Source organism: Nostoc sp. PCC 9305, from assembly GCF_963920915.1.
Taxonomy (GTDB): Bacteria; Cyanobacteriota; Cyanobacteriia; order Cyanobacteriales; family Nostocaceae; genus Nostoc.
This window is the reverse complement of the sequence record NZ_CAWUDN010000008.1, coordinates 20,685-43,140: the sequence shown is the minus strand read 5'-3', so window position 1 is coordinate 43,140 and position 22,456 is coordinate 20,685. Positions and strand designations below refer to the sequence as shown.

At 41.2% G+C, this 22,456-nt stretch carries 16 protein-coding genes; 9 read left to right on the top strand and 7 right to left on the bottom strand.

All coding sequences use genetic code 11. The features are described 5' to 3' along the window. The first annotated feature begins 26 nt into the window (after positions 1 to 26). A complete protein-coding gene (locus ACM0OX_RS04905) occupies positions 27 to 1,697 on the top strand; it encodes a phosphatidylglycerol lysyltransferase domain-containing protein (RefSeq protein WP_414513528.1) in 1,671 nt (556 codons plus the stop codon). 388 nt (positions 1,698 to 2,085) lie between these two features. After that, positions 2,086 to 3,477 carry a hypothetical protein gene (locus tag ACM0OX_RS04900; RefSeq protein ID WP_414513526.1) on the top strand — a complete coding sequence of 464 codons (1,392 nt, stop codon included), beginning with the start codon at positions 2,086 to 2,088 and terminating at the stop codon, positions 3,475 to 3,477. A 111-nt stretch (positions 3,478 to 3,588) separates the two neighbouring features. Here ACM0OX_RS04900 and ACM0OX_RS04895 read toward each other — a convergent pair whose 3' ends face one another. Further along, positions 3,589 to 4,197, bottom strand: coding sequence for a site-2 protease family protein (locus tag ACM0OX_RS04895; protein WP_414513634.1), 609 nt, complete (start codon positions 4,195 to 4,197; stop codon positions 3,589 to 3,591). A 911-nt stretch (positions 4,198 to 5,108) separates the two neighbouring features. Between ACM0OX_RS04895 and ACM0OX_RS04890 the strand changes: the two genes are divergently transcribed. After that, the gene (locus ACM0OX_RS04890) at positions 5,109 to 5,363 is read left to right on the top strand and encodes a DUF4212 domain-containing protein (RefSeq protein WP_414513524.1); all 255 of its coding nucleotides are present in this window, start codon (positions 5,109 to 5,111) and stop codon (positions 5,361 to 5,363) included. Positions 5,364 to 5,372: 9 nt separating this feature from the next. Further along, complete coding sequence (locus ACM0OX_RS04885; protein ID WP_414513522.1) at positions 5,373 to 7,028, top strand: sodium:solute symporter family protein; 1,656 nt, start codon at positions 5,373 to 5,375, stop codon at positions 7,026 to 7,028. Between the two features lie 105 nt (positions 7,029 to 7,133). On the opposite strand, the gene ACM0OX_RS04880 is transcribed toward ACM0OX_RS04885, so the two are convergent. Together ACM0OX_RS04880 and ACM0OX_RS04875 are read right to left on the bottom strand one after the other, a co-directional pair. Next, on the bottom strand, positions 7,134 to 7,976 hold the full coding sequence (locus tag ACM0OX_RS04880) for a tetratricopeptide repeat protein (protein WP_414513520.1): 843 nt from the start codon (positions 7,974 to 7,976) through the stop codon (positions 7,134 to 7,136). Between the two features lie 233 nt (positions 7,977 to 8,209). Further along, positions 8,210 to 9,130: a ribonuclease D gene (locus ACM0OX_RS04875; RefSeq protein ID WP_414513518.1), complete on the bottom strand. Its 921-nt coding sequence runs from the start codon at positions 9,128 to 9,130 to the stop codon at positions 8,210 to 8,212. 468 nt (positions 9,131 to 9,598) lie between these two features. On the opposite strand from ACM0OX_RS04875, the gene ACM0OX_RS04870 reads away from it, so the two are divergent. Further along, positions 9,599 to 10,057: a BON domain-containing protein gene (locus tag ACM0OX_RS04870; protein ID WP_414513517.1), complete on the top strand. Its 459-nt coding sequence runs from the start codon at positions 9,599 to 9,601 to the stop codon at positions 10,055 to 10,057. A 456-nt stretch (positions 10,058 to 10,513) separates the two neighbouring features. Here ACM0OX_RS04870 and ACM0OX_RS04865 read toward each other — a convergent pair whose 3' ends face one another. Beyond that, positions 10,514 to 11,335 carry a carbonic anhydrase gene (locus ACM0OX_RS04865; RefSeq protein ID WP_414513515.1) on the bottom strand — a complete coding sequence of 274 codons (822 nt, stop codon included), beginning with the start codon at positions 11,333 to 11,335 and terminating at the stop codon, positions 10,514 to 10,516. A gap of 660 nt (positions 11,336 to 11,995) precedes the next feature. Here ACM0OX_RS04865 and smc point away from each other — a divergent pair. Both smc and ACM0OX_RS04855 read left to right on the top strand, forming a co-directional pair. Continuing rightward, positions 11,996 to 15,688 (top strand): chromosome segregation protein SMC, encoded by a 3,693-nt coding sequence (gene smc / locus ACM0OX_RS04860; RefSeq protein ID WP_414513513.1) that lies wholly within the window; start codon positions 11,996 to 11,998, stop codon positions 15,686 to 15,688. A 199-nt stretch (positions 15,689 to 15,887) separates the two neighbouring features. Beyond that, positions 15,888 to 16,883, top strand: a complete 996-nt coding sequence (locus tag ACM0OX_RS04855) for a PRC-barrel domain-containing protein (RefSeq protein WP_334928074.1) — start codon at positions 15,888 to 15,890, stop codon at positions 16,881 to 16,883. A 106-nt stretch (positions 16,884 to 16,989) separates the two neighbouring features. On the opposite strand, the gene ACM0OX_RS04850 is transcribed toward ACM0OX_RS04855, so the two are convergent. The 3 genes from ACM0OX_RS04850 to ACM0OX_RS04840 all read right to left on the bottom strand — a co-directional run bounded on the left by ACM0OX_RS04850 (position 16,990) and on the right by ACM0OX_RS04840 (position 20,032). Further along, a complete protein-coding gene (locus ACM0OX_RS04850) occupies positions 16,990 to 17,400 on the bottom strand; it encodes a type II toxin-antitoxin system VapC family toxin (RefSeq protein WP_414513512.1) in 411 nt (136 codons plus the stop codon). Continuing rightward, positions 17,397 to 17,633, bottom strand: coding sequence for a type II toxin-antitoxin system Phd/YefM family antitoxin (locus tag ACM0OX_RS04845; protein ID WP_118167264.1), 237 nt, complete (start codon positions 17,631 to 17,633; stop codon positions 17,397 to 17,399). Before ACM0OX_RS04845 ends, ACM0OX_RS04850 begins: the two co-directional genes overlap by 4 nt. Before the next feature lie 428 nt (positions 17,634 to 18,061). Next, positions 18,062 to 20,032 (bottom strand): putative bifunctional diguanylate cyclase/phosphodiesterase, encoded by a 1,971-nt coding sequence (locus tag ACM0OX_RS04840; protein WP_414513511.1) that lies wholly within the window; start codon positions 20,030 to 20,032, stop codon positions 18,062 to 18,064. A 236-nt stretch (positions 20,033 to 20,268) separates the two neighbouring features. Between ACM0OX_RS04840 and ACM0OX_RS04835 the strand changes: the two genes are divergently transcribed. Then, a complete protein-coding gene (locus ACM0OX_RS04835) occupies positions 20,269 to 21,993 on the top strand; it encodes an ABC transporter ATP-binding protein (RefSeq protein ID WP_414513509.1) in 1,725 nt (574 codons plus the stop codon). Positions 21,994 to 22,051: 58 nt separating this feature from the next. Next, a complete protein-coding gene (locus tag ACM0OX_RS04830; protein WP_414513508.1) occupies positions 22,052 to 22,390 on the top strand; it encodes a hypothetical protein in 339 nt (112 codons plus the stop codon). Positions 22,391 to 22,456: the final 66 nt, after the last annotated feature.

The window sequence follows — 22,456 nt, the reverse complement described above, 5'->3', positions numbered from 1 at the left end:
TTTTTACTCCTAACTACTAACGAAAAATGACAAATAATTTAAAAACTAAGATTGGACTTTGGAGTGCAGTTTTCCTAACAGGTTTAGTCGGAGTAGTAAATTTATTATCAGCAGTGACACCTAACCTGTATGGGCGGACTCACTGGTTAAAGGAATTTTTACCATTTGAAATTCGCGCCAGCGGTCATATATTCGCAGCATTGACTGGGTTTGTTTTATTAACACTTGCTACTAATTTATTACGCCGGAAAAGAATAGCCTGGTTACTAACCATTGCTTTACTAGTAATTTCCATTTGCAGCCACTTGCTGAAGGGACTGGACTATGAAGAAAGTCTACTCTCTGGAGTTTTGCTAGTGCAATTAATTTGGATGCGCCATTTTTTCACGGCGCAATCAGACCGTCCTTCCATTGCACGGGGAGTCAGAGTGCTGATAGGCGCTTTATTATTTACTCTGGCATACGGAACTATTGGATTTTACTTATTAGATGGTAAGTTTTCAGAGAATTTTAATTGGCGTGAAGCGATAGTTCAGACTTTGGCGATGTTCTTCACCGAGGATAATTGGGGACTGCAACCAAAGAGTCGATTTGGAGAATTTTTTGCTAATTCTATCTATATTATCGCCGCAGGTACTATTACTTATGCAATAGTTATGTTGTTGCAACCTGTATTTTGGCGCAATCTAGCAACTACAAACGAGCAACGAAGAGTTAAAGAAATTGTCGAACAATATGGATGTTCTTCTTTAGCAGCACTTACACTCTTAAATGATAAAAGTTATTATTTCAGTCCTTCGGGTAATAGTGTAATTGCTTATGTTCCCAAAGGACGGGGCGCGATCGCCTTGGGAGATCCTATCGGCCCCATTGAAGACCGCAAAGAGACAATTATTGCTTTCCAACAGTTTTGTCAGCGTAATGACTGGTATCCTGGCTTTTACCAAACTATGCCCGATGATGTTGAGCTTTACAAATCATTGGGGTTTAAGGTACTCAAGATTGGAGAGGAAGCGATCGTTGACTTAAAAAGTTTTACGTTACAAGGTAAAGCTGGTAAAAACTTTAGACCATCAATTAGTCGTTTAACTAAACTAGGATACCAAATCGACTTTTACCAACCACCCATTGCCAATGATTTATTGCATCGGCTCAAACCTGTGAGTGATGAATGGTTGAAAATGGTACAAGGTTCGGAAAAACAATTTTCTTTGGGTTGGTTTGACGAAGCTTACCTGCGAGAGTGCGAAATTGCTGTGGTGCATAATCCTGAAGGTCAGATTAGCGCCTTTGCCAACATTATCCGGGAGTACCAACTTAACGAAGCGACTATTGACATGATGCGACATCGCTCGTCTCTTGAAAATGGCACAATGGACTTTCTATTTATTTCCCTGCTCCAGCATTTTAAAGAGGGTGGCTACGACAGCTTTAATTTCGGTCTTTCGGCGCTTGCTGGAGTTGGAGATAACCCGGAATCACGCCGCTTGGAGAAAGTATTGCACTATCTTTACGAGCATTTGAATCGCTTCTACAACTTCAAAGGATTGCACGCCTACAAAGACAAGTTCCGCCCGCGTTGGGAACCGCGTTATTTGGTTTACCCCAGTTTAACTGCCTTACCAGATGTAGTTGTAGCATTGATTCGCGCAGATTCAGGCGATCGCCTCTTCGATTATTTCAAACCCGGAGCCTAAATCTAGACTCAAAACAAAGTCACTCAAGAGTGCAAAGCTTAGAAAGCATATATTCTGACATTATTCAGCAACACCATAACACCTCATTGCACAACGATATCTACCAGGGGCTACGCCTACACAACTAGCCCTTTTTATGATACAATTGTACTATAAATGTACAAGACTGTTCTTCGCGTTGCCTAAATTCCTAGCGAATAGACTCAAACAAACTTTGCGCTCCTCTGCGCTATACTCTGCGCCCCTCTGCGTTTAAACTTAAACCCTCAATCGTCCACGAACTTACCATTAAATTTCGCACGGTAAGAACAGTTTATTTTGGAATATTAATAGACTTCAATAACCGTTGCTATAAAAGATTATTGACCTTTATTCGCAAGGTGACAATATGAGCGACAATAAAATTTCTCTAGTAGAACTAATCCAAATTTTTGCAGAATATCGCAACAATATTATCATCAACATCAAACACCTACAAGAACATTATCAAAGAACAGGTGTTAAGCGTATTAGAGGTGTTAGAAACGAAAATGGAGAACTGTTACAACCTTGGTTAACAACAGAATATATAGATAATGCTGAGTATGTTGACATGGGCGAGTTTCAGTTTAGCCGCAACACTGCTACTATCAATATGCTTGTCAAACGTAGAGTTAAACTTGCCAAATTTGAAGACCAAACTCCTACTATTGAAGTAGCAGGCTTGTTAGTAAATGACCTCAACACTTTTAATAATTACACGATTGTAAGTGACGGCAAAATCAACATAAAGTCATTACAAGTCAAAATTAGCAGTAAAAAAGTCTTTGATTTACTCAAACAAAAAGGCATACTGGACGTAGAAGAATTTGACTTTCGGGCAGAATATACGATTCAGTTAGATAACTTGCCACTTGTAGCTGCTAATAGTCGTTACAGCAGTATTGATGGACTATTCAATGAACTAGCAGAAATCAAAGTACTGACTAGTATTATTTGCGCTCACTTGAAACAGGAATCAGATGTATTTATAGAGGCGCAGTTAGATGAGTTTAAAAAGCACTATCTGTCTAAGAATACTTACATCAACTTTCCTACAACCAATGAATATACTGACATCAGCGAAGCTTTAGCTAATGGTACTCTTGACTCAAAATTGAGTTATAAAATCGATATCGGCAGTCAAGATATTCTGAACTTGAGTAAATTACCTTCTGCTAACAAATTTCTCAATAGAATGTATCGTCTTTATGACAAAGAAACTGGAGAAATTATCATTAAGCCGAGTTTCGAGACGGCATTTAATCAGAATCTCGCTGTTAGACACAGATTACTTTCATCACGCACCAAGATTACAAAAGTTGACGAATTGATGAAACCAATTTTTGATGATTTTCTTGGGCTTGAGCAAAATGGTATTGTTGGAGGTATTCTTCAAAAAGTTGGTGCTGATAGTTTAGCGCAGTTATTGCAGGATAAACAAACTGGTAAGCAGATAAACAAAGAAGAAATGGTTGCAGCTTTAACAGTGGCAAATAAAAAGTTAGAACAATATGCAGAAAATATCTATCAAGATAAAATATCTCCCTTAGTATTTTACATTGGTTCTACTGGACTATTGCCAGAGCAAATGAAAGCTAAAGCCATGACTGCTGACGAAGCTGCTGTTAAATATCCAAATTTGCAATTTTCTAAGCATGAGCAAGAAGGTAATTTTTTTGCAGTTGGTGATAGTATTATCAGCATTTATGCCAAAACTGAATATTATAGCAAAAAGGTGGCTATCCTAAATCACTTGTGATCCAAAAAATCCCCGACTTCTTTGAGAAGTCGGGGATCTATGGCTTACAATTATCACAAATAAAATAGGATTACTATATAAATAATCTATTTTTGCTGAAAAAGCTGCTGATTATTCCCCAAGTGCTGACTGTATAACTAAATCAGCAATGCTACCAAGTCCCATCCCAAATTCTGGAATTATGAATACAAGCATCATTGCAAAGAGTCCGAATTGGGTATATTGCAATGGCTTTAGCTTAGGAAAAATTTCACTGAAAACATGAAACCCATCAAGTGGTGGAATTGGCAAGAGATTAAACAGAAATAATGTCAAATTAATCCGAGCTGCTAAATAAAAAAAATCTTCACTTAAAAATTCTGAAAGACTGAGATTAGAAAGAAATTTCAGCACCATAATAAATAAAATACCTAAAGCCAGATTTGATAATGGCCCAGCTGCTGATACCAAAATATTGCCTAGCTTACCAGAGCGAAACTTAGATGGGTTGACGGGCATTTGTCCCCAAGCTATACCCATAAGACAGAGAAAGATGATTGATTCTTTGCCCATGTGAACTACAGGATTCAGCGTCAGATGACCAGTCTGTTGTGGAGTGTTATCTCCCTGACTCATCGCAGCCCAGCCGTGAGCAAGTTCATGCAAAGTTATGGAAAAGATGACAATGGTAACGATTCTAAAAAAATGAATCGGCTCTGTGATGAGTGTTTCGATAAACATATACTCTGGTTCGTGGTATGTTTGAAGCTGAAATCCGCGCTTTTGGAAGATATGCATGAAAAAGTTACCTAATTTCAAAACTACAAGCTTTGAGAATCAAGGTTGATCGTAAATAAATCAGGTAAGTTACTTTTGCACGGCTTCCAAGACTAGTGAAAAAATCTCTGGAGACACTGGTTGTTGAAAATGAAGCGAATCAGTTGCTTGAAATCAGCGTAGACGTAACCTCTAGTAAGCTGTTACGTATACAACTTGCACTATCAGGGCGGGCAAGATGCCCACCCCACAATCATATTGAAAAAAATATTAGTGCAAATTAAAAGCACAACAGCTTAAACATCGCAAAGCAAGGCATCTGGTTAAAATCAGTTTTTTCTCGCCACGATGATACAAGTTCTCATCTATACCGACTGCAATATATCAGAAAGCTGGCTAAAACAGAATTTGTATCATAAATTACTATATTTTGCTAATTAATCTATCAGTGTAATAAACCCTTCTATAAATGTTATTAAAATAACTAAGTAAAAGTCCATAGTAATTATTCGTATATTTTGTAAATAAAACTTTATCGGTTTTATGCTCAAAAATTGTTTTTATGAATCTAAATAGTCTTTTTTAGCATTTAATAATGTTGCTCTATAAGTAGAAGTATGTAGTTTTTATGAAATTTTTAGTATAAAAAGCTATGTATTCTTAATGACTTATGAGATATTTCAGCTTTATTAACCAATCTTTGTTTATAACTGACCAAAGAGTAATTCTCGGTCAGTTATTGCTTAGTGATATTTCATACTCTTGCAATAAATATTATTTACTAAATAATTTAAAAATTAATACAGTCATTAGGCAGGATATTAACGGCTTATTGGTATTATTTTGATGCACTAACGCAATGATGATGAACAACAATGGATGAAGATCAGCGTCGGTCTTATTGGCGTGCTAATACTGCTTTAATTCGCAATCTTTTAATTGTCTGGGCATTGGTTTCCCTAGTTTTCAGTATTTTGTTGGTTCAACCTTTGAATGCAATACGGTTTTTTGGCGTACCCTTTGGCTTTTGGATGGCGCAACAAGGATCAATCCTGATATTTGTGGCTTTGATTTTCATTTATGCCTTTCAAATGGACAAGCTAGACGGCAAATACAATATCAAGAAGTGAGGAAAAAGCGTGTCAGTTGAAATTTGGACTATTGTATTAGTTGGACTTTCCTTTGTCGTCTACATTTATATTGGTTGGCAATCACGAGTTGAAAATAGCAAAGACTTCTTTATAGCAGGTCAAGGAATACCCTCAATTGCTAATGGTGCAGCCACCGCCGCCGACTGGATGTCCGCAGCCTCATTTATTTCAATGGCGGGGCTAATTTCTTTTTTGGGTTACGACGGTTCTATTTATTTAATGGGGTGGACGGGAGGCTATGTACTACTGGCATTATTGCTGGCTCCCTACTTGCGGAAATTTGGTAAGTATACAGTGCCAGATTTCGTAGGCGATCGCTACTATTCTAATATCGCCCGTCTGGTGGCAGTAGTTGCAGCCATTTTCGTCTCTCTCACCTATGTTGCTGGACAAATGCGGGGCGTGGGGATTGTTTTTAGTCGCTTCCTTCAAGTAGATATCAATACAGGTGTGATCATCGGTATGGTGATCGTGGGCTTTTTCTCTGTGTTGGGAGGCATGAAAGGTATTACTTGGACGCAAGTAGCACAGTACAGTGTGTTGATTTTTGCTTACCTGATTCCAGCGATCGCGATCGCCTGGTTTCTCACTGGTAATCCTGTTCCTCAGCTAGCATTTACCTTCAGTGATATTGCTGACAAACTTAATAAAATCCAGGTTGACCTGGGGTTTAAGCCGTATACTGAGCCATTTGTGAACAAGTCGATGCTAGATGTGCTGTTCACTACCATTGCCCTGATGGTAGGCACTGCTGGCTTACCCCATATTATTGTCCGGTTTTACACAGTAAAGAGTGTGCGTGCAGCTCGCTTTTCTGCTGGTTGGGCACTGCTATTTATCGCTATTCTTTATACAACTGCTCCAGCCCTCTCCATGTTTGCCCGCTACAACCTGATAGATTCCCTCCACAATCATACGGTTGCAGAAGTGCAGCAGTTAGACTGGGCGGCCAAGTGGGAAAAAACTAAACTGTTGGCTTTTGATGACATAAATAAGGATGGGCGTCTCCAGTTAACCCCGAATAAAGACACCAATGAAATCAAGATTGACCGAGATATCATTGTGCTTTCCACCCCAGAGGTAGCTAACCTGCCTCCGTGGGTGATTGGTTTGGTAGCGGCAGGCGGTTTGGCAGCTGCTTTGTCTACAGCATCAGGCTTATTGCTGGTAATTTCCAGTTCCATCGCCCACGATATTTACTACCGCATCATAGATTCATCAGCCTCAGAACAAAAACGGGTATTTGTCGGGCGGATCATGGTAGGTTTTTCCCTCGTCCTCGCCGGATATTTTGGGGTGAATCCACCGGGATTTGTGAGTGAAGTGGTAGCTTTTGCTTTTGGTTTAGCCGCCGCTAGTTTCTTCCCGGTGATTTTCCTGGGGATTTTCGACAAGCGCACCAATTCAGAAGGTGCGATCGCCGGTATGTTGACGGGTTTAATTTTTACGATTATCTACATTGTCGGCGTCAAGTTTGGCGGTATGCAACCCTGGTTTTTTGGAGTTTCTCCAGAAGGAATTGGTACTTTGGGGATGCTAATCAACTTCGCTGTCACCCTAGTAGTTTCGCGCTTAACACCACCTCCTCCAGCAGAAATTCAAGCGTTGGTAGAAAATCTCCGCAGCCCATTGATTGAAGAATAGGATATTGGGAATTGGGCATTGGGCATTGGGCATTGGGCATTGGGCATTACATTGGTTATTAATTATTCTCCCCTGCTCCCCTGCTCCCCTGCCCCTCTGCTCCCACTACTGCCCAAGTTCTTTGATGTTATTCATCACTTGTTGGTATAAGTCGTTGTTACCTTGACTTTGAAAAATGTTTGCTGCTTGTTGTAAGTCTTTGAGTGCCCCCTGTTTGTCTCCATTGGTGGCGCGGGCATTTCCTCGGTTATTGTAGGCAGGGGCAAAGTTACGATTGAGGCGAATGGCTTGATTGTAATCTGCGATCGCACCCTTGGGATCTCCATTGGCAGCACGGGCATTTCCTCGATTATTATAAGCGATCGCATATTTGGGGTTAAGGAGAATCGCTTGATCGAGATCGTCTATAGCCCCTTTTTTGTCTCCATTGGTGGCGCGGGCATTTCCCCGGTTATTGTAAGCTTCGGCATAGTTGGGATTGAGGCGAATCGCTTCACTGTAATCTTTAACTGCTTCTCTGTTGTTTCCCAGTGAGGCGCGGGCATTTCCTAAGTTATTGTGGGCTTCGGCGTCGTTAGGGTTGATGCGGAGGGCTTGATTGTAATCTGCGATCGCTTTTTCCTTGTCTCCCAAATCAAAGTAGGCTAATCCCCGCGCGTTGTAGGCAGCGCCATACTGAGAATTTTGACTAATTGCCTTACTATAAGAAGCGATCGCAGCTTGCAAGTCGCCGTTTAAATGCTGATTCTTTCCCTGAAGATAAAATTCCCCACCTCTGGATGTTGTAGCTGAACCACGGCTAGGTTGACTAACTCCTATTTCTGTTACTAATACATTGTCATTCTTACTACAAGAAATACTGCTAGTTGCTGTCAATGTAGTAAAAATAGCTATGGTAAATAAAGTATTTACCCTTGTTCGCTTTTGCCCAAATAAACGCCGTCTCATAAGTTAATATAAACTGCCATCATACCTGAATGGAATTAGTACCAAAATCTAGATTTTAATCCTTTAGCTCAATAACTATTCTAGCTTTTGATAGTCATTTAAAGGTAATTGACAAATTTCCCTAATATTTTGGAGATTTATCAGAGAAGGGATGAGGAAAGAATTATTAGATTTCAATATTTATTCTTCACAATAACTATATCAATTCTGACATTTGTAGCCTGATGAACAATTTACTCATCCTCAGCTTCATTCTCTTGAGTTTTGGGAATTAGGCGCCAAGAGGTATTTTTATCAATATCTACAGATAATTGTTCCAGATTTTCCCCTAAATCTTTTTGGAGTTTCTGAGTTAGTGTAATCGGAAAATCTAAATTAATACCTTGAGTTTGGGCTAGCTTTGCCAATTCTGTAAATGCAGCTTTGATTGTAGTCCGTTCATAACTAGTCAGTTTATAATCATAAGTTTCTGATATATCCTGAGCCTGCATGGCTTTTTTTATACGTTCTTGCAAATGCTCAAATTCTGAATTCAACAACTTCCACTGCTGCTCAACTTGCGAGTATCTAGCACTTAGCGAGCTTAAGTCTTCCGTTGCAGGTTCGGGACTGGCTTGGGCTTGTAAGCCTAACAAGTTTAGGTGAATTTGAGCAAGATAAATGCAGTCTAGGTAAGCATACTCTATCTGTTCTTCAGTCAGAGGGCGTTTTGCCCAATCGCTTTTTTGTTCTTGTTTATCGATATTATTAAAGCTACAAAGTGCTGTAGCTATGGTCTTGAGTTGATAGTTGGGTAATGGCAAAAGATAATAGGGAATTTTTTTGGCGATTTCCAAAGTGCAAGTAATATTTTTGGCTTTCTTGCTACCGAGAAATTTTAGATCGTAACTCGCGTTGTGAAAAACTTTTTCAATGGCAGAATTTATCATAATTTGATCGATAAATTCAGCTATAATATTAGGCTTGTCTAATACATCTAAAAGATAGACGCGATCGCCACTCATATCTTGAGGATTATCTAATACCTGAATCAGCGATAATCGGGGATTACGACTTTTATAGTCAGCGACTTCTGTATCTATCCACAGTGTTTTAGCGTTTGTATATTCAGCGACAATGGCATGAATTTCGCTAGCCGAAGTAAGGTAGGGCATTGACTAATATTTCCTGATATTTAAGGCATCGTAAGTAAGCCATAGTTTTATAAAGTAACATTTTGTTGGTAAGTTTGCTGGCACAGGATTGCAAAAAGGCTTAACTTTGAAATTTGTCATAGACATCGCCAAATTGACTCAAATCTGATAACATCGAGTCACTACTGTGGAGTGGCATAGTCTACCATCAAAACAGCTACTCAGCATCTACCTTAAAGTCATAGAGAGCCACAGACTGTGTGTAAAGCCATCCTGGTTAGCAGCCGTCAGAAAAATTGAATTGACATTTCTCAAAACCGGGTGCAAAATCTTAGCTTCAAGAAATCGTCTAAATTTCAATTTTCAGTAACCTGAGCTATTGCTGAAGCACTTTTGTTACTTCACTTTTAATTGTTTTTTTTAAATTTGCTCCTCAGGATGACACACACCTCAATTAACCGCTTCAACTACTCAATTCGGAGATAAATAATGAAAAAACTAATTCTATTGGTAGTTAGTAGCATTTTGGTAGTTGGTACTTTTGGCTGCCAAGAAGCTCCTAAAACTGGTTCAGAAACTCCTAGCACAACTAATGAAGCTGCTCAAGCACCAGCAAAACCAGCTTCGCAGACAAATCAAACTGCCAAGGTTCCAGAAACACAAACTACTCCTTTAGCAGCTAATACAGGTACGAAAGTTAAAACCGATGCTGAAAAAACGGCAGCAACAAAAGTTAAGAGCGACTTAAAAACTGAAGTTAGCGCAAAGTTGAATAAAGGCTTACCAGGCAACAAGTTACAAGTTGAAAACAAAGAGGGTGAAATTATCCTCAAAGGTACGGCGGCTTCTGTTGAAGAACTCAAGAAAGCTGAAACCTTGGCTAAAGAAGTTCAAGGTGTGAAGACAGTGAAGGTAGAAGCAAAAGTTGATACTGTAAAAAAGCCATAAAAGAATAACTGAAGCTTTCAGTTAGCATCGGCATAAAGCCAACCAGAGACTTACATCTATGTAAGTCTCTGTTTTTGCTATAGCTATTTTCAGATAAATAGATGATGTGATGAGGCATTGGTGTCAACTTAACGTGAAACCGCTTGTCCGCCGGGAATTGAAATTCCCGTCTTATAGCTAAAGTCATCTGAAGATGACTAAATATCGCCAAAAATCTCCAGTCTACTGAAGTAGACTTAAGCCTAAAAGCCAAAGAAATTTATTTCCGGGCGGGCATGGAAGCCAACAGTTAAGCTATTTCCAGCTTAAGTTGACATCAATGGTGGTGGGGGCACTCCTACTACTATAGGTTAATAGTTAAAGTCTATAAAAAAGACTGAGAAATGGTTTCAGTCTACTCAAGTAGACTGAAATTTAGCTATGGCTTACTTATAATTAATTCTATCTTCTCATCTTTCAACTTCCATTATTTGAACCTCGGTAAATTCGCTCCATCTGCTCTGGAGAAAGGCGTTTCATTGGAAACCACTCAAATGCAGAAATAGACACTTTCTCATAAGATTGACCATCATCATGCTGGTTTTGAGAGGAATGCACTGCTAAATTGGGATTTGGAAGCTGACCCCTGAAGGACTCATCTATTTCTGATTCTGGAAGCTGAGTTTGAGGCAAAACATAAGCATGTTTTTGGGGATCGTATGCGAAAACTTCTCCTGTTTCAATGTGATAAATCCAAGCATAAATGCTGAGTTCTCCCTGATAAAGCTTAGAGTGAACCACTGGATATGTCCGCAAATTCTCAATTTGAGTCAGAACATTTTCGGCAATCATAATCTCTAGCAATTCTTCGCCGTCGTAGTGACTGTAGTGGTCTATCACTAGCCTTCGAGTTGCCTCTGCATATTTAAGCCAATCATGTACGAGCGGCATTTCATCGCTGAGATTGTGTAACTTCATTAATCCTTTCATTGCACCGCAATGAGAGTGACCACAAATAATAATTTGGCGAATATCTAAAGCTTGAATAGCATACTCAATTGTCGCACCTTCACCGCCATTACTTGCCCCATACGGTGGAATGATGTTACCTGCATTGCGAATGACAAATAATTCACCAACTTGGGCTTGTGTAATTAGATTTGGATCGAGACGCGAATCAGAACAGGTAATAAATAATACTCTGGGCTTTTGACCCTGTGAAAGTTGCTCAAATAATTGTTGATGTGTCGAAAAATAGCTAGATTTAAATTCGCGCAGACCTTTAATTAATCTCTTCATTACTAAGTTCTACAAATATTTGAGGGTTAATAACCAAATCACAGACAGCAGATTGAGGTAGCAAAGAGGGCTTTCTTTCTACGTTTTTCCAATTGTAAAGATTACTATATTATAAATTCATCTAGTGCTTTTAATACCCTCTACCATTGGGGTGAGTTGCTTTTTTCACTTCCTCCCCCCTGTTACTTAGCAACTTACATTACTGTGTCAGAATGCCTCGCTCCTATTTCAAACTAGTTATATGCTGAGATAAAAATGCGATCGCTTTGTTGTCACGATCGACCGAGGATGATAGATCCAGAATAGATGATTCAAACTATACCAACTGATTCTCCTTCGCACTTAAAGTATCCTGAGATCGCGTCTGGTTGAATAGTTGTAATTAAGACTGACGCAAAGACACGCAAACGCAGAGATTTTTGGATTACAAGTAATTAGTAAGACATGATATTATCTGCTCTGGAAAAATTTTGATGGTCAGTTTGCGACATCAACATTTTTGCCGTACACTGAGCGATCGCTTGCGGTAAGCTTTTTGGGTAAAGCTTGCAGATTCACTGCAACGCGTCTACTATAATTTCCAATTCTCCGCCTTACCCTCTTGCGAATTCTTAATTAGTTGATACACTTGTTCTTCATTAGCCCAGGGAACCAGCGCCTATGGTGCACATCAAGCGCGTGGAACTTACGAACTTCAAATCCTTCGGTGGCACTACTTCTGTCCCTTTGCTACCGGGGTGTACTGTCATATCTGGGCCAAATGGTTCGGGTAAGTCTAATATCTTAGATGCACTGCTTTTTTGCCTGGGACTCTCCAGTTCTAAGGGAATGCGAGCCGAACGCTTACCAGATTTGGTAAATAACACTCAAACGGCTAAAGGACGTGCTTCGATTGAGGCTAGCGTCACGGTGACATTTGATTTGTCGGATGAAATTTCACACAAAGACGCAAAGGCACAAAGGCAGGAAGTAGAGGATGCAGGGGAGGCAGGGGAGGCAGGGGAGGCAGGGGATGCAGGGGAGGCAGGGGAAGAAAATCTAAAATCCAAAATCGCTCGACTGAGCGAAGCCGAAGTCCAAAATCCAAAATCGGCAGAGTGGAGTGTTACTAGAAGGCTACGAGTCACTCACCAAGGGACTTACACATCGAATTATTATATCAATGGTGTACCTTGCACGTTGACAGAGTTGCATGGGGAACTAAGTAATCTACGGGTTTATCCTGAAGGCTACAACGTGGTACTGCAAGGGGATGTCACCAGCATTATCTCGATGAATGCGCGGGAACGACGGGAAATTATTGATGAATTGGCTGGGGTGGCGGCGTTCGATCGCAAAATTGTCCAAGCCAAATCAACTTTAGATGAGGTGAAGGAAAAGGAAGATAGCTGTCGGATTATTGAAACGGAATTAACTGCACAGCGCGATCGCCTTTCTCAAGATCGGACTAAAGCTGAGAAATATCAAAAGCTTCGCACAGAATTTCTAGCGAAACAATCCTGGGAAGCTGTTTTATCATGGCGATCGCTACAAGCACAACAAGAAAAATTAGTTCACGAAATTCAAACAGGCGATCGCAATTTTACTGAACTCACTACCCAACTCACAAACCTAAATTCCCAAATTGTTGAAAAAACTGCGGAACTTGAACAACTCAATGCCCATGTAAAAGCCTTGGGAGAAGAGGAACTTTTGGCGGTACAGTCTACCCTCGCCACCCAAGAAGCAGAACGTAAACAACTCCAGCGTCAGCTGACAGAATTACAAACGACTTCCCAAGAAACCACCAAACGTTTAACTCAAACTCAACAAGAGATTCAAAAACACCATCATTCCCTAGAAGAAATTGCCGAAACCCAAATTGTAGAGACGCGATTCATCGCGTCTTCCCAGCAACAAAGAAATGAAGCCCACCAAGCCTTAGAAACCTCCCGCGAAGCCGCCGCAGAAATCGCCTCAGCTTCGGAAGCATGGGTGCAGCAACAAACAGCATTCAACCGTCAAATAGAAGCTTTGCTGCACACTCTAGAACCGCAACGCACCGAACAAGCACAACTCAGGGAACGCAATAATCAGTTACAGCAGCTTATCCAAGAGCAAACCCAGTTAATTGAACGCGACGAACCGCTATTAGCAGAAAAACAAACTCAGTGTAGTGGAGTTGAAACGGAATTTAACGCCTCTAGCGAACCCATCCAAAATTTAGCCCAAAATCTTTCAGCCACAGAACAAGAACTGCAAATTCAACAGGAAACCCAAAAACGGTTACTTTTTGAACAACGAGAAAAACAACGCCAGTTGGATAAAATCGAGGCGCAAGCGCAAGCACAGCAAGAAGTCCAAGGAACCCAAGCGAGTAAAGTCATTTTACAATCGGGCATACCTGGACTTTGTGGCTTAGTTGTGCAGTTAGGAAAGGTGGAACCCCGCCATCAGCTAGCCTTGGAAATGGCTGCTGGGGGACGCTTGGGACATATTGTGGTGGAAGATGACAGTATCGCCGCAGCCGGGATTGAATTGCTCAAACAGAAACGTGCAGGGAGAGCGACTTTTTTACCACTGAATAAAATTCACGCTCCTAAATTTACTCAAGATGCAACGCTGCGTTTTGCTAGCGGCTTCGTTAACTATGCTGTGAACTTAGTTGATTGCGATCGCCGTTACAAAGATGTATTTAGCTATGTTTTCGGTAACACCGTAGTATTCGCCAACCTGGAAGCGGCGCGGAAAAATTTAGGACTGTATCGCATCGTCACCTTAGACGGGGAACTTCTGGAAACCAGCGGTGCAATGACTGGTGGTAGCAATAACCAGCGTTCGTCCTTGCGGTTTGGCAATGCAGAAGCGGCGGAATCTGATGAAGCGATCGCTTTAAAAACTCGCTTAGTGGATATTGAACGGGTTTTAGAGCGTTGTACAGAAGCGATCGCAACTTTGTCAGCCAAAACCAAAAAACTCACCCAGGAACTCACAGAAGCGCGTCAGGCGCGGCGCGAACAGCAGTTGCAATTGGAACAGTTGCAGAAAGACATTAAGAGTTTAACAGCGCAATTAGAGGGGACGCGATCGCAACTCGCCCAAAACAGCAAAAAGTTAGCCACTGCTCAATCTCGATTAGAAATTTTAGAGCGGGAATTACCTGGGCAAGAAAATGAATTGCAACAATTGCGACACGCCTTAGCAGAGTTAGAAGCATCCCAAACCCCCAGTGAATGGCAACAAATCCAGGCGACAATTAAAATTCAAGAGCAACAATTACAACAACGGGAGACAGCGTTACGCGAAACTGAACAAAGATTAAAAAATTTAGAAAATCAGCAACAACGTTTGCAAGAAAAAATTCAAGAAGCAGAAACGCGAATCACCGAATACGAAACCCAACAAATCTCTTGTAGAGACGCGATGAATCGCGTCTCCACACAAACCACAACGATAGACGAGCAAATCACCCAAACCCGTTTATCGTTAAATCAAATGGAGCAAAATTTGGGAGAAGAGAAACAAAAACGCGACGCTACAGAACTGGAAGTGCGATCGCACCTTTTGCGCCAACAACAATTGGAATGGGAAATCCAAAAACTCCAAGAAACCCAAGAAAAGCGGCGGGAAGAACTAATTGCACTGCAAAACCAATTGCGGGATGTGGGAGCAGAATTACCAAATCCCTTGCCGGAAGTTCCAGATCAGGTAGATTTAGAAGAATTGCAGAAAGAATTGCGATCGCTTACCAAACGCTTACAGGCAATGGAACCTGTCAATATGCTGGCGTTGGAAGAATACGAACGCACTCAAAACCGCCTCCAAGAACTGACGCAAAAATTAGAAACACTAGAAGGGGAACGCACCGAACTACTTTTACGAATTGAAAACTTTACCACATTGCGGCAACTTGCCTTTAAAGAAGCTTTCGATGCTGTCAACGAAAACTTTCAATCAATTTTTGCCATTCTTTCCGACGGCGACGGCTTCTTGCAACTTGAAAATCCCGAAGATCCCTTTAGCAGTGGATTGAATTTAGTCGCGCACCCCAAAGGCAAACCCGTACAGCGCCTAGCTTCCATGTCTGGGGGAGAAAAATCACTCACAGCCTTGAGCTTTATCTTTGCCCTGCAACGCTACCGCCCGTCGCCATTTTACGCCTTTGATGAAGTAGATATGTTCCTAGATGGAGCAAACGTAGAGCGATTAGCTAGAATGATTAAACAACAGTCACAACAAGCGCAATTTATAGTTGTGAGTTTGCGTCGTCCGATGATAGAATCAGCCGAACGCACAATTGGCGTTACTCAAGCACGAGGAGCTTACACTCAAGTTTTGGGGATTAAGTTACAATCATCCAATACATCTGCTTGAGTTTTTGTTAATAATAGTGTATAGATAAACCACGTAATGTGTGACTTTCTCTCAAACCTAACCCGAACCCCTTCCCTACCAGGGAAAGAGAGCAAAAATCAAAGCCTCTCGTTCACTGGGATAGAGGAATGGAAGTGGGGTTACAAGAATAAGTTGCACATCGCGTTAAACCGGATTCGAGATCAGGACTCGGTATAGAATGACCTCCGAACAGATAATTAGGCGTTCCGACATATTAAATACCCAGGTGATTACCCGCGACAACGGCAAGCGGCTAGGCATAATCAGTCAAGTCTGGGTTGATATCGATCAAAGAGAGGTTGTGGCTCTTGGTTTGCGAGACAGCCTGATCTCCATTTCGGGCATACCGCGCTATATGTACCTCAACAACATCAGCCAGATTGGTGATGTCATCCTGGTTGATAACGAAGATGTCATTGAAGATATCGAAGTTGAATCTCTCAGTAATTTGATTAACTGGGAAGTAATTACAGAAACAGGTGAAGTCTTAGGCAAAGTTCGGGGCTTCAAGTTCAACGGCGAAAACGGGAAGCTTGAATCTATAGTCATTGCTTCTTTAGGATTGCCCCAAATTCCCGATCAATTTCTGAGTACTTACGAGTTCTCAGTGGATGAAATTGTCAGCACTGGCCCCAATCGGTTGATTGTGTTTGAGGGAGCCGAAGAACGAGTAAACCAGTTGACAGTTGGTTTACTAGAGCGCCTGGGTATCGGCAAAGCACCGTGGGAGCGAGATATAGAAGAAGAATACGGCTATACTCCACCGCGTACAATTGCAGCACCCAATCAACTGCCTAGTGGAGTGCCATTGCAGCCACCCAGGCAAAAAGTTCGCGCCCCCGAACCTGTAGCGCGGGAAGAAGAATGGAATGAAGACTATGTGGAAGAGGAAAGGCCACAGCGTCAAGTAATGAAGGCGCGGCAGTATGAATCTATTCAATACGAAGAAGATGAGGAAGAAGATAACTGGAGCGAGGCAACAGGCAACGACAGGTATCAACAACCGCAGCCGCTAAAATATGAAGCCCAGCCCTATAGCAAGCCTTATGTTGACGAATACGATGATTATGATGATGTAGACGGCGATGCTTGGGAAGATGCACCGAAGCCTGTGAATATTCCTAAGAAAGTTAAGGAAAGACAGCCAGAATACGAAGAAGAAGGCGGGTATTAAGTAATTCGTAATTCGTAATTCGTAGTTCGTAATTCAACCGGAAAATTAGGAAGTATTTTAAGATTAATTCAGCCTTTTCCTTACTTACAAGGAGAGGGCTAATTTTTTAGCGAGGTTCGAGCCAGTTTTCTACTTTTAAATTAGGAACACGGGAAAATTCACGGATGTTAGCGGTAATGAGAGTTAGAGCAAGGGTTAAAGAATGGGCAGCAATTAATAAGTCGTTAGCTCCAATCGGTTTACCTTGTTGTTCTAAATCAGTGCGGATTTCTGCATAATATTGCTCTACAGGATGAGTTAGGGGTAATATTTCAATACTATCCAAAATTATTTCAAGTTTTTCTATGAGCTTTTGGGAGTTCTTCTTTCTAGCTCCAAATCTTGATTCACAAGCTACTATAATACTTGTACAAATTTTGTCTTCTCCGACATCTTTAATTTTTGAAAATACCACTCCTCTGGGGTTTTTAATTAGTTCAGAAATGATGTTTGTATCTAACAAGTATAAATAACTCATTTTGAAAACTCAATATCATCTAAGGGTAATAATCCTTCGTCCACGTCGGCAAAGTCTTCGTCCAGTGGTTCAAGGGTGGAAAGGGTTTCCAGGAGGGATTTTTTCTTGATGGGGGAAATGATGGCGAAGGGGATACCGTTTTGGGTAATAGTGAGGGGTTCGCCTGTTTTTTGGGCTTGGTTGAGTAGAGTTTGGATGGTTTCGGGGAGATCGGAAAGAGTGATTTGTGTCATGGTGGGTTCTGAGGTTAGCGGATGGAGACTTGGCGCACGTCTATTTTACCTGTGACGGTGTTGGTGATGAGGGCGGTGAGATATTCAAAACAAGATTAAATCCGGGATTCCACACCCATAACTGTCACACCGCAATTAAATGGAGCTATTTAGTACTTATGAACTAATTAACTCTACGATAAATGCTAAAACAGCTTGTAACTAATTAGCGAACTATTCAGAAACTCACTAAAAACTGCTAGCGTCAAACAAAGTAAAATATCGCTGTGGACTTTCGAGCTTGAAAACCTGTTCTAATTACTGGCAACTACTGCCTTATATCCGAATCCAGTGGCAAAAGATTTATTGGGATCTTGGGATACGTGCTGACGACATTAGTATCGATCAATCTCGCCAGTAAATTCGCAATTCCCTTTGCACAAGATCCATCACCACTGAGGATTTGCCATAATTAATGCCTTCGCTTGAGAGCTATCTAATGGATGGGAGAACAAATATCCCTGCCCATATTCACACTTCAACTTTCTTAACATTGCTACTTGCTCTATTGTCTCTATCCCTTCGGCGGTAACATCCACACCTAATTTGTGTGCCAATGTAATAATTGTCTGAACAATATCTAAATTTCCATTATCAAAAATGCTCCCATTAACAAAAGAGCGGTCTATCTTCAACTGATTAATTGGAAAGTGGTGGAGACGACCTAATGAGGAATAGCCCGTACCAAAGTCGTCAATTGCCAACTTAATTCCTAAATTTCTCAGTTGCTTTAGCCTGATGATGGCTTTATCGTTGTTTTCCATAATTACGCTTTCTGTAATCTCCAGTATCAAACTCGGTGCGGAGAGTCCAGTGTCTTGTAGAACTTTGTTGATGTGCGGCAGCAAGTTTTCTTCACTGAACCTAGTACTACAAAGATTGATACTAATGCTCAAGGGAGACTCAGGCAGATCATCCCCACAGCTAGAGGATAATTGCTCTTGCCACTGCTGTATCTGACCACATGCCTCATATAAGACCCACTGCTCAATAAGGATTATTAGCCCGGTTTCTTGGGCAGTTGACATGAAATACGCTGGCAAAACAATGCCGTGTTTTGGATGTAGCCAGCGCACAAGCGCTTCAAAACCAGTTATTCTACCGCGACTGAGTGACACTATAGGTTGATAATAAACCCGAAACTCTTGAAGCTCAATGGCTCGGCGTAGCTCGTTAACCAACTCCAAGTGTGCCATTGCTTGAATATGCATATCAGTGTTAAAAATCTCATAGCACGCTCTGCCTTGTGCTTTAGCTCGGTACATCGCAATATCGGCGTCACGCAAGTAATCTTCTGGTTGTTTATAAACTGTTGTGCTTAAAGCAATGCCAATACTCGCTGTAGTAGAGACTTCGTGCCCGTCTAGAATTACAGGAAGTGCCAGATTCTTTTGTATTCGCTCAACAACCGCTACAACTTCTAATACATCTCTAATTCCCATTAGCAAGATGATAAACTCGTCTCCTCCCAGCCGTGCAGCTATATCTGTAGAGCGCAAGCATTCTTGAAGCCTTTGAGCAACGGTAAGCAGTAATTGATCTCCAAATGTGTGTCCGAGGCTGTCATTGATCAGCTTGAAGCGATCTAGGTCTAGAAACAAGACAGCAAATAGATAATCTGGATGCCGTTTAGAATAATTGACCGTATCTTCTAAGCGGTTCATAAATAAAGCACGGTTTGGGAGTCCCGTCAGTACATCGTGAAACGCAAGATGCAGCAGTTGTGACTTAGATCGTTTATGCTCTGTAATTTCACTCAGCAATTGCTGATTTGCTTTTGCCAGTTCCACTGTGCGTTTTGCCACTTGTTCTTGTGCTTGTTTAGCTTCGCTGATATTACGCAGCAACCAACGCCAGCCTACCAACTTTTCTTGTGAGTCATACACTGGAGATGCCCTGATACTAGCAGGAAAGGGTATACCCAAACGTGGCTTTAGCTCAATTATGCAGTCCTGTATCTGCTGTGAATTATTGATCAGGGAGCGAAATATCTGACGGTCTTGTTGAGCAATAAATACAATTAATGGTTTACTTATGAGATATTTTTGGCGCATAGAGAGCATAATTGCTGCTGCATAGTTAGCCTCTAGGATCTTCCCTGTGGTATTAGTTACTAAGTAACCATCCGGCGCAAAATCGAATAATTCTTGGTAACGCTGGCGTTCTCTCTCTGCTCCCGCTCTTGTTACCTCTAACTCCTCGGAGGCAGCCAATAGTTCTTCTACTGCCATTTGGAGTTCATCGAAAGCTTCTATTATTAGATCGTGTTGTGAGTTTGGTTGAGTTGCAGTGCGCTGCCATATTCCTCTTACCCGCGATCGCAATTCCTCTATCTGCTGGCTAAAGTTATCTACATCCATGTTGCTCGAGCTGCAAAACTATGAAGCGTGGGTGTAAGCAATACCAGTATCAATAAATACTAATAAATTCGCATCTATAGCAGGATATACTTTTAATACTTAATATTAATTATCTGTGTGCATATCATTTTGACTTGAACGCTAAAACAGTTTGTAACTAATTAGTAAACTAGTCAGAAACTCCCCAAAAACTGCTAGCGTCAAACAAAGTAAAATAGCGTTGTGGATCTTCAAGCTTGAAAACCCGTTCTAATTACTGGCAATTGCTGCCTTATATCCGACTCCAGTGGCAAACCATTACCAAGGGAATTATTGGTATCTTGGGATATGTGCTGGCGACTTTAGTATTAATTAATCTTGCCGGGAAATTGGCAATTCCCTTTGCTCAAGGTAATGTAGTCGCGATCGCTCAAATAACTGGCAGTTGTGCTTTAGTATTTCTTGTTAGAGGCTTGTTTCAGTCTATACAAGATATGTACATGGCGAAAGCTGCTTTGCGAGTTGCTTTTCATCTCCGCCAGCAAGTCTACGCGCATCTTCAAAAGCTAAATCTCAGCTATTTTGAAACGGCAAAAGCTGGTGATTTATCTTACCGCCTCACCGAAGATGTTGACCGCGTTGGCGAAGTGGTAAATAAAGTATTTCACGACTTTATCCCCTGTATTTTGCAGTTGCTAGCAATTCCGATTTACATGATTTATCTGAATTGGCAACTGACATTAGCAACAGTGATAGTTGCACCACTCATGGGTATTTTAGTTGGCTGGTTTGGCGAACGTTTACGCAAGTATTCCTTAAAAAGTCAAAATCGCGTGTCGGGTTTATCAGCCATCCTCGCGGAAGTTTTCAACGGTATTCGTTTGGTACAGGCTTTTGCTGCCGAAAATTACGAAATCGCCCGGTTTGGCCATGAAGCAGAACGCAGCCTCAAAGCAAAATATTCAGCCGAACGTCTGAAAGCAATCCAGATTCCCATCATCGGATTTCTGGAAGCCTTAAGTGCGTTATCGTTACTGATTGTAGGAGCTTGGCAAATTTCCCAAGGTAACTTGACAGTGGCGAATTTTTTCAGTTATCTGGCGGCGGCGGCGCTGTTAATCGATCCCATTGGTCACACTACTAACAATTACAACGAATTTAAGCAGGGTGAAGCATCTGTTGACCGCGTTTTTGAATTGATGGCAATTCAGCCGACGGTAATTGAAAAAGCAAATGCGATCGCTCTGCCTCCAGTTAATGGCAAAGTAGAATATCGTCATATTTCCTTCGCCTATAAGCCTGGTGAACCTGTATTAAAAGATATCAGCTTATTGGTATCGCCAGGTGAAGCGATCGCTCTTGTGGGTGCTTCTGGTGCTGGTAAAACCACATTTGTGAATCTTCTTCCCCGTTTTTACGATCCAGAAATTGGTCAAGTATTCATTGACGATGTTGATATTCGGGATGTGAAGCTGCATAGTCTGCGGCGACAAATTGGGATTGTTCCTCAAGAAACCATCATGTTTTCGGGAACGATTGCTCAAAATATCGCTTTTGGACAATATATTTTTGACATAAAAGCAGTTAAAGAGGCGGCGAAAATTGCTAATGCCCATCAGTTTATTAGCCAACTACCAGAAGGTTATAAGACTTGGGTAGGCGAACGTGGGGTAAACTTATCAGGAGGACAAAGACAAAGAATTGCGATCGCTCGTGCTGTTCTGCTCAATCCCCAAATTTTGATTCTTGATGAGGCGACATCAGCATTAGATTCCGAGTCAGAAGCGTTGGTACAGGAAGCGCTGGAAAGATTGATGGAGAAACGGACGGTATTTATTATTGCTCACCGTTTATCGACAGTTAGACGGTGCGATCGTATTTTAGTTCTCGAACAAGGACAAATTGTGGAATCGGGAACCCATGAAGAATTATTAGCCCTAGAGCGTCGCTATGCGCGGTTTTATGCCCAGCAGTTTAGTTAGCCGTAATCCGTCTAATTTTAAAAAAATAACTATGTTTGATTAACTGGAGATAAATTCAATGGCACATTCTAATGCTATTGCTATCGTTGAAAATTTACTGTTTGATTTTGCTGCAACTCTGGCAGATCAAGATGAAAGAATCACAGGTTTAATAGCTCAGACAAATTGTTTTGGTTGGAGTCTTGAAAATTTTGATAATTTAAGAGCTTGGTTTCAAGGTCAAGGAAAGCTGGAGTTTGCTGTAACTTTATATTTAAGTGGAGAGCAAGACGAGGATAAACCTTGGTCAGGTTCTGAAATTAAAGCCGATATTGAAGGTAAAGCATCAACACCAGAAAACAGCAATGTTTGGAAAATCACAGAGTACACAATAATGAAAGCCGATACAGACTTGTAATACACCTCATGTAATATCTCTTAACCTGGTTTTCTGCGCGAATGCTACTCATACCCCATTTACTCA

What these genes read in the sequence shown, in the direction of transcription:
- ACM0OX_RS04905 (WP_414513528.1), top strand. Translation starts at nt 27, where the DNA reads ATGACAAATAATTTAAAAACTAAGATTGGACTTTGGAGTGCAGTTTTC.
- ACM0OX_RS04900 (WP_414513526.1), top strand. Translation starts at nt 2,086, where the DNA reads ATGAGCGACAATAAAATTTCTCTAGTAGAACTAATCCAAATTTTTGCA.
- ACM0OX_RS04895 (WP_414513634.1), bottom strand. Translation starts at nt 4,197, where the DNA reads ATGTTTATCGAAACACTCATCACAGAGCCGATTCATTTTTTTAGAATC.
- ACM0OX_RS04890 (WP_414513524.1), top strand. Translation starts at nt 5,109, where the DNA reads ATGGATGAAGATCAGCGTCGGTCTTATTGGCGTGCTAATACTGCTTTA.
- ACM0OX_RS04880 (WP_414513520.1), bottom strand. Translation starts at nt 7,976, where the DNA reads ATGAGACGGCGTTTATTTGGGCAAAAGCGAACAAGGGTAAATACTTTA.
- ACM0OX_RS04875 (WP_414513518.1), bottom strand. Translation starts at nt 9,130, where the DNA reads ATGCCCTACCTTACTTCGGCTAGCGAAATTCATGCCATTGTCGCTGAA.
- ACM0OX_RS04870 (WP_414513517.1), top strand. Translation starts at nt 9,599, where the DNA reads ATGAAAAAACTAATTCTATTGGTAGTTAGTAGCATTTTGGTAGTTGGT.
- ACM0OX_RS04865 (WP_414513515.1), bottom strand. Translation starts at nt 11,335, where the DNA reads ATGAAGAGATTAATTAAAGGTCTGCGCGAATTTAAATCTAGCTATTTT.
- smc (WP_414513513.1), top strand. Translation starts at nt 11,996, where the DNA reads ATGGTGCACATCAAGCGCGTGGAACTTACGAACTTCAAATCCTTCGGT.
- ACM0OX_RS04855 (WP_334928074.1), top strand. Translation starts at nt 15,888, where the DNA reads ATGACCTCCGAACAGATAATTAGGCGTTCCGACATATTAAATACCCAG.
- ACM0OX_RS04850 (WP_414513512.1), bottom strand. Translation starts at nt 17,400, where the DNA reads ATGAGTTATTTATACTTGTTAGATACAAACATCATTTCTGAACTAATT.
- ACM0OX_RS04845 (WP_118167264.1), bottom strand. Translation starts at nt 17,633, where the DNA reads ATGACACAAATCACTCTTTCCGATCTCCCCGAAACCATCCAAACTCTA.
- ACM0OX_RS04840 (WP_414513511.1), bottom strand. Translation starts at nt 20,032, where the DNA reads ATGGATGTAGATAACTTTAGCCAGCAGATAGAGGAATTGCGATCGCGG.
- ACM0OX_RS04830 (WP_414513508.1), top strand. Translation starts at nt 22,052, where the DNA reads ATGGCACATTCTAATGCTATTGCTATCGTTGAAAATTTACTGTTTGAT.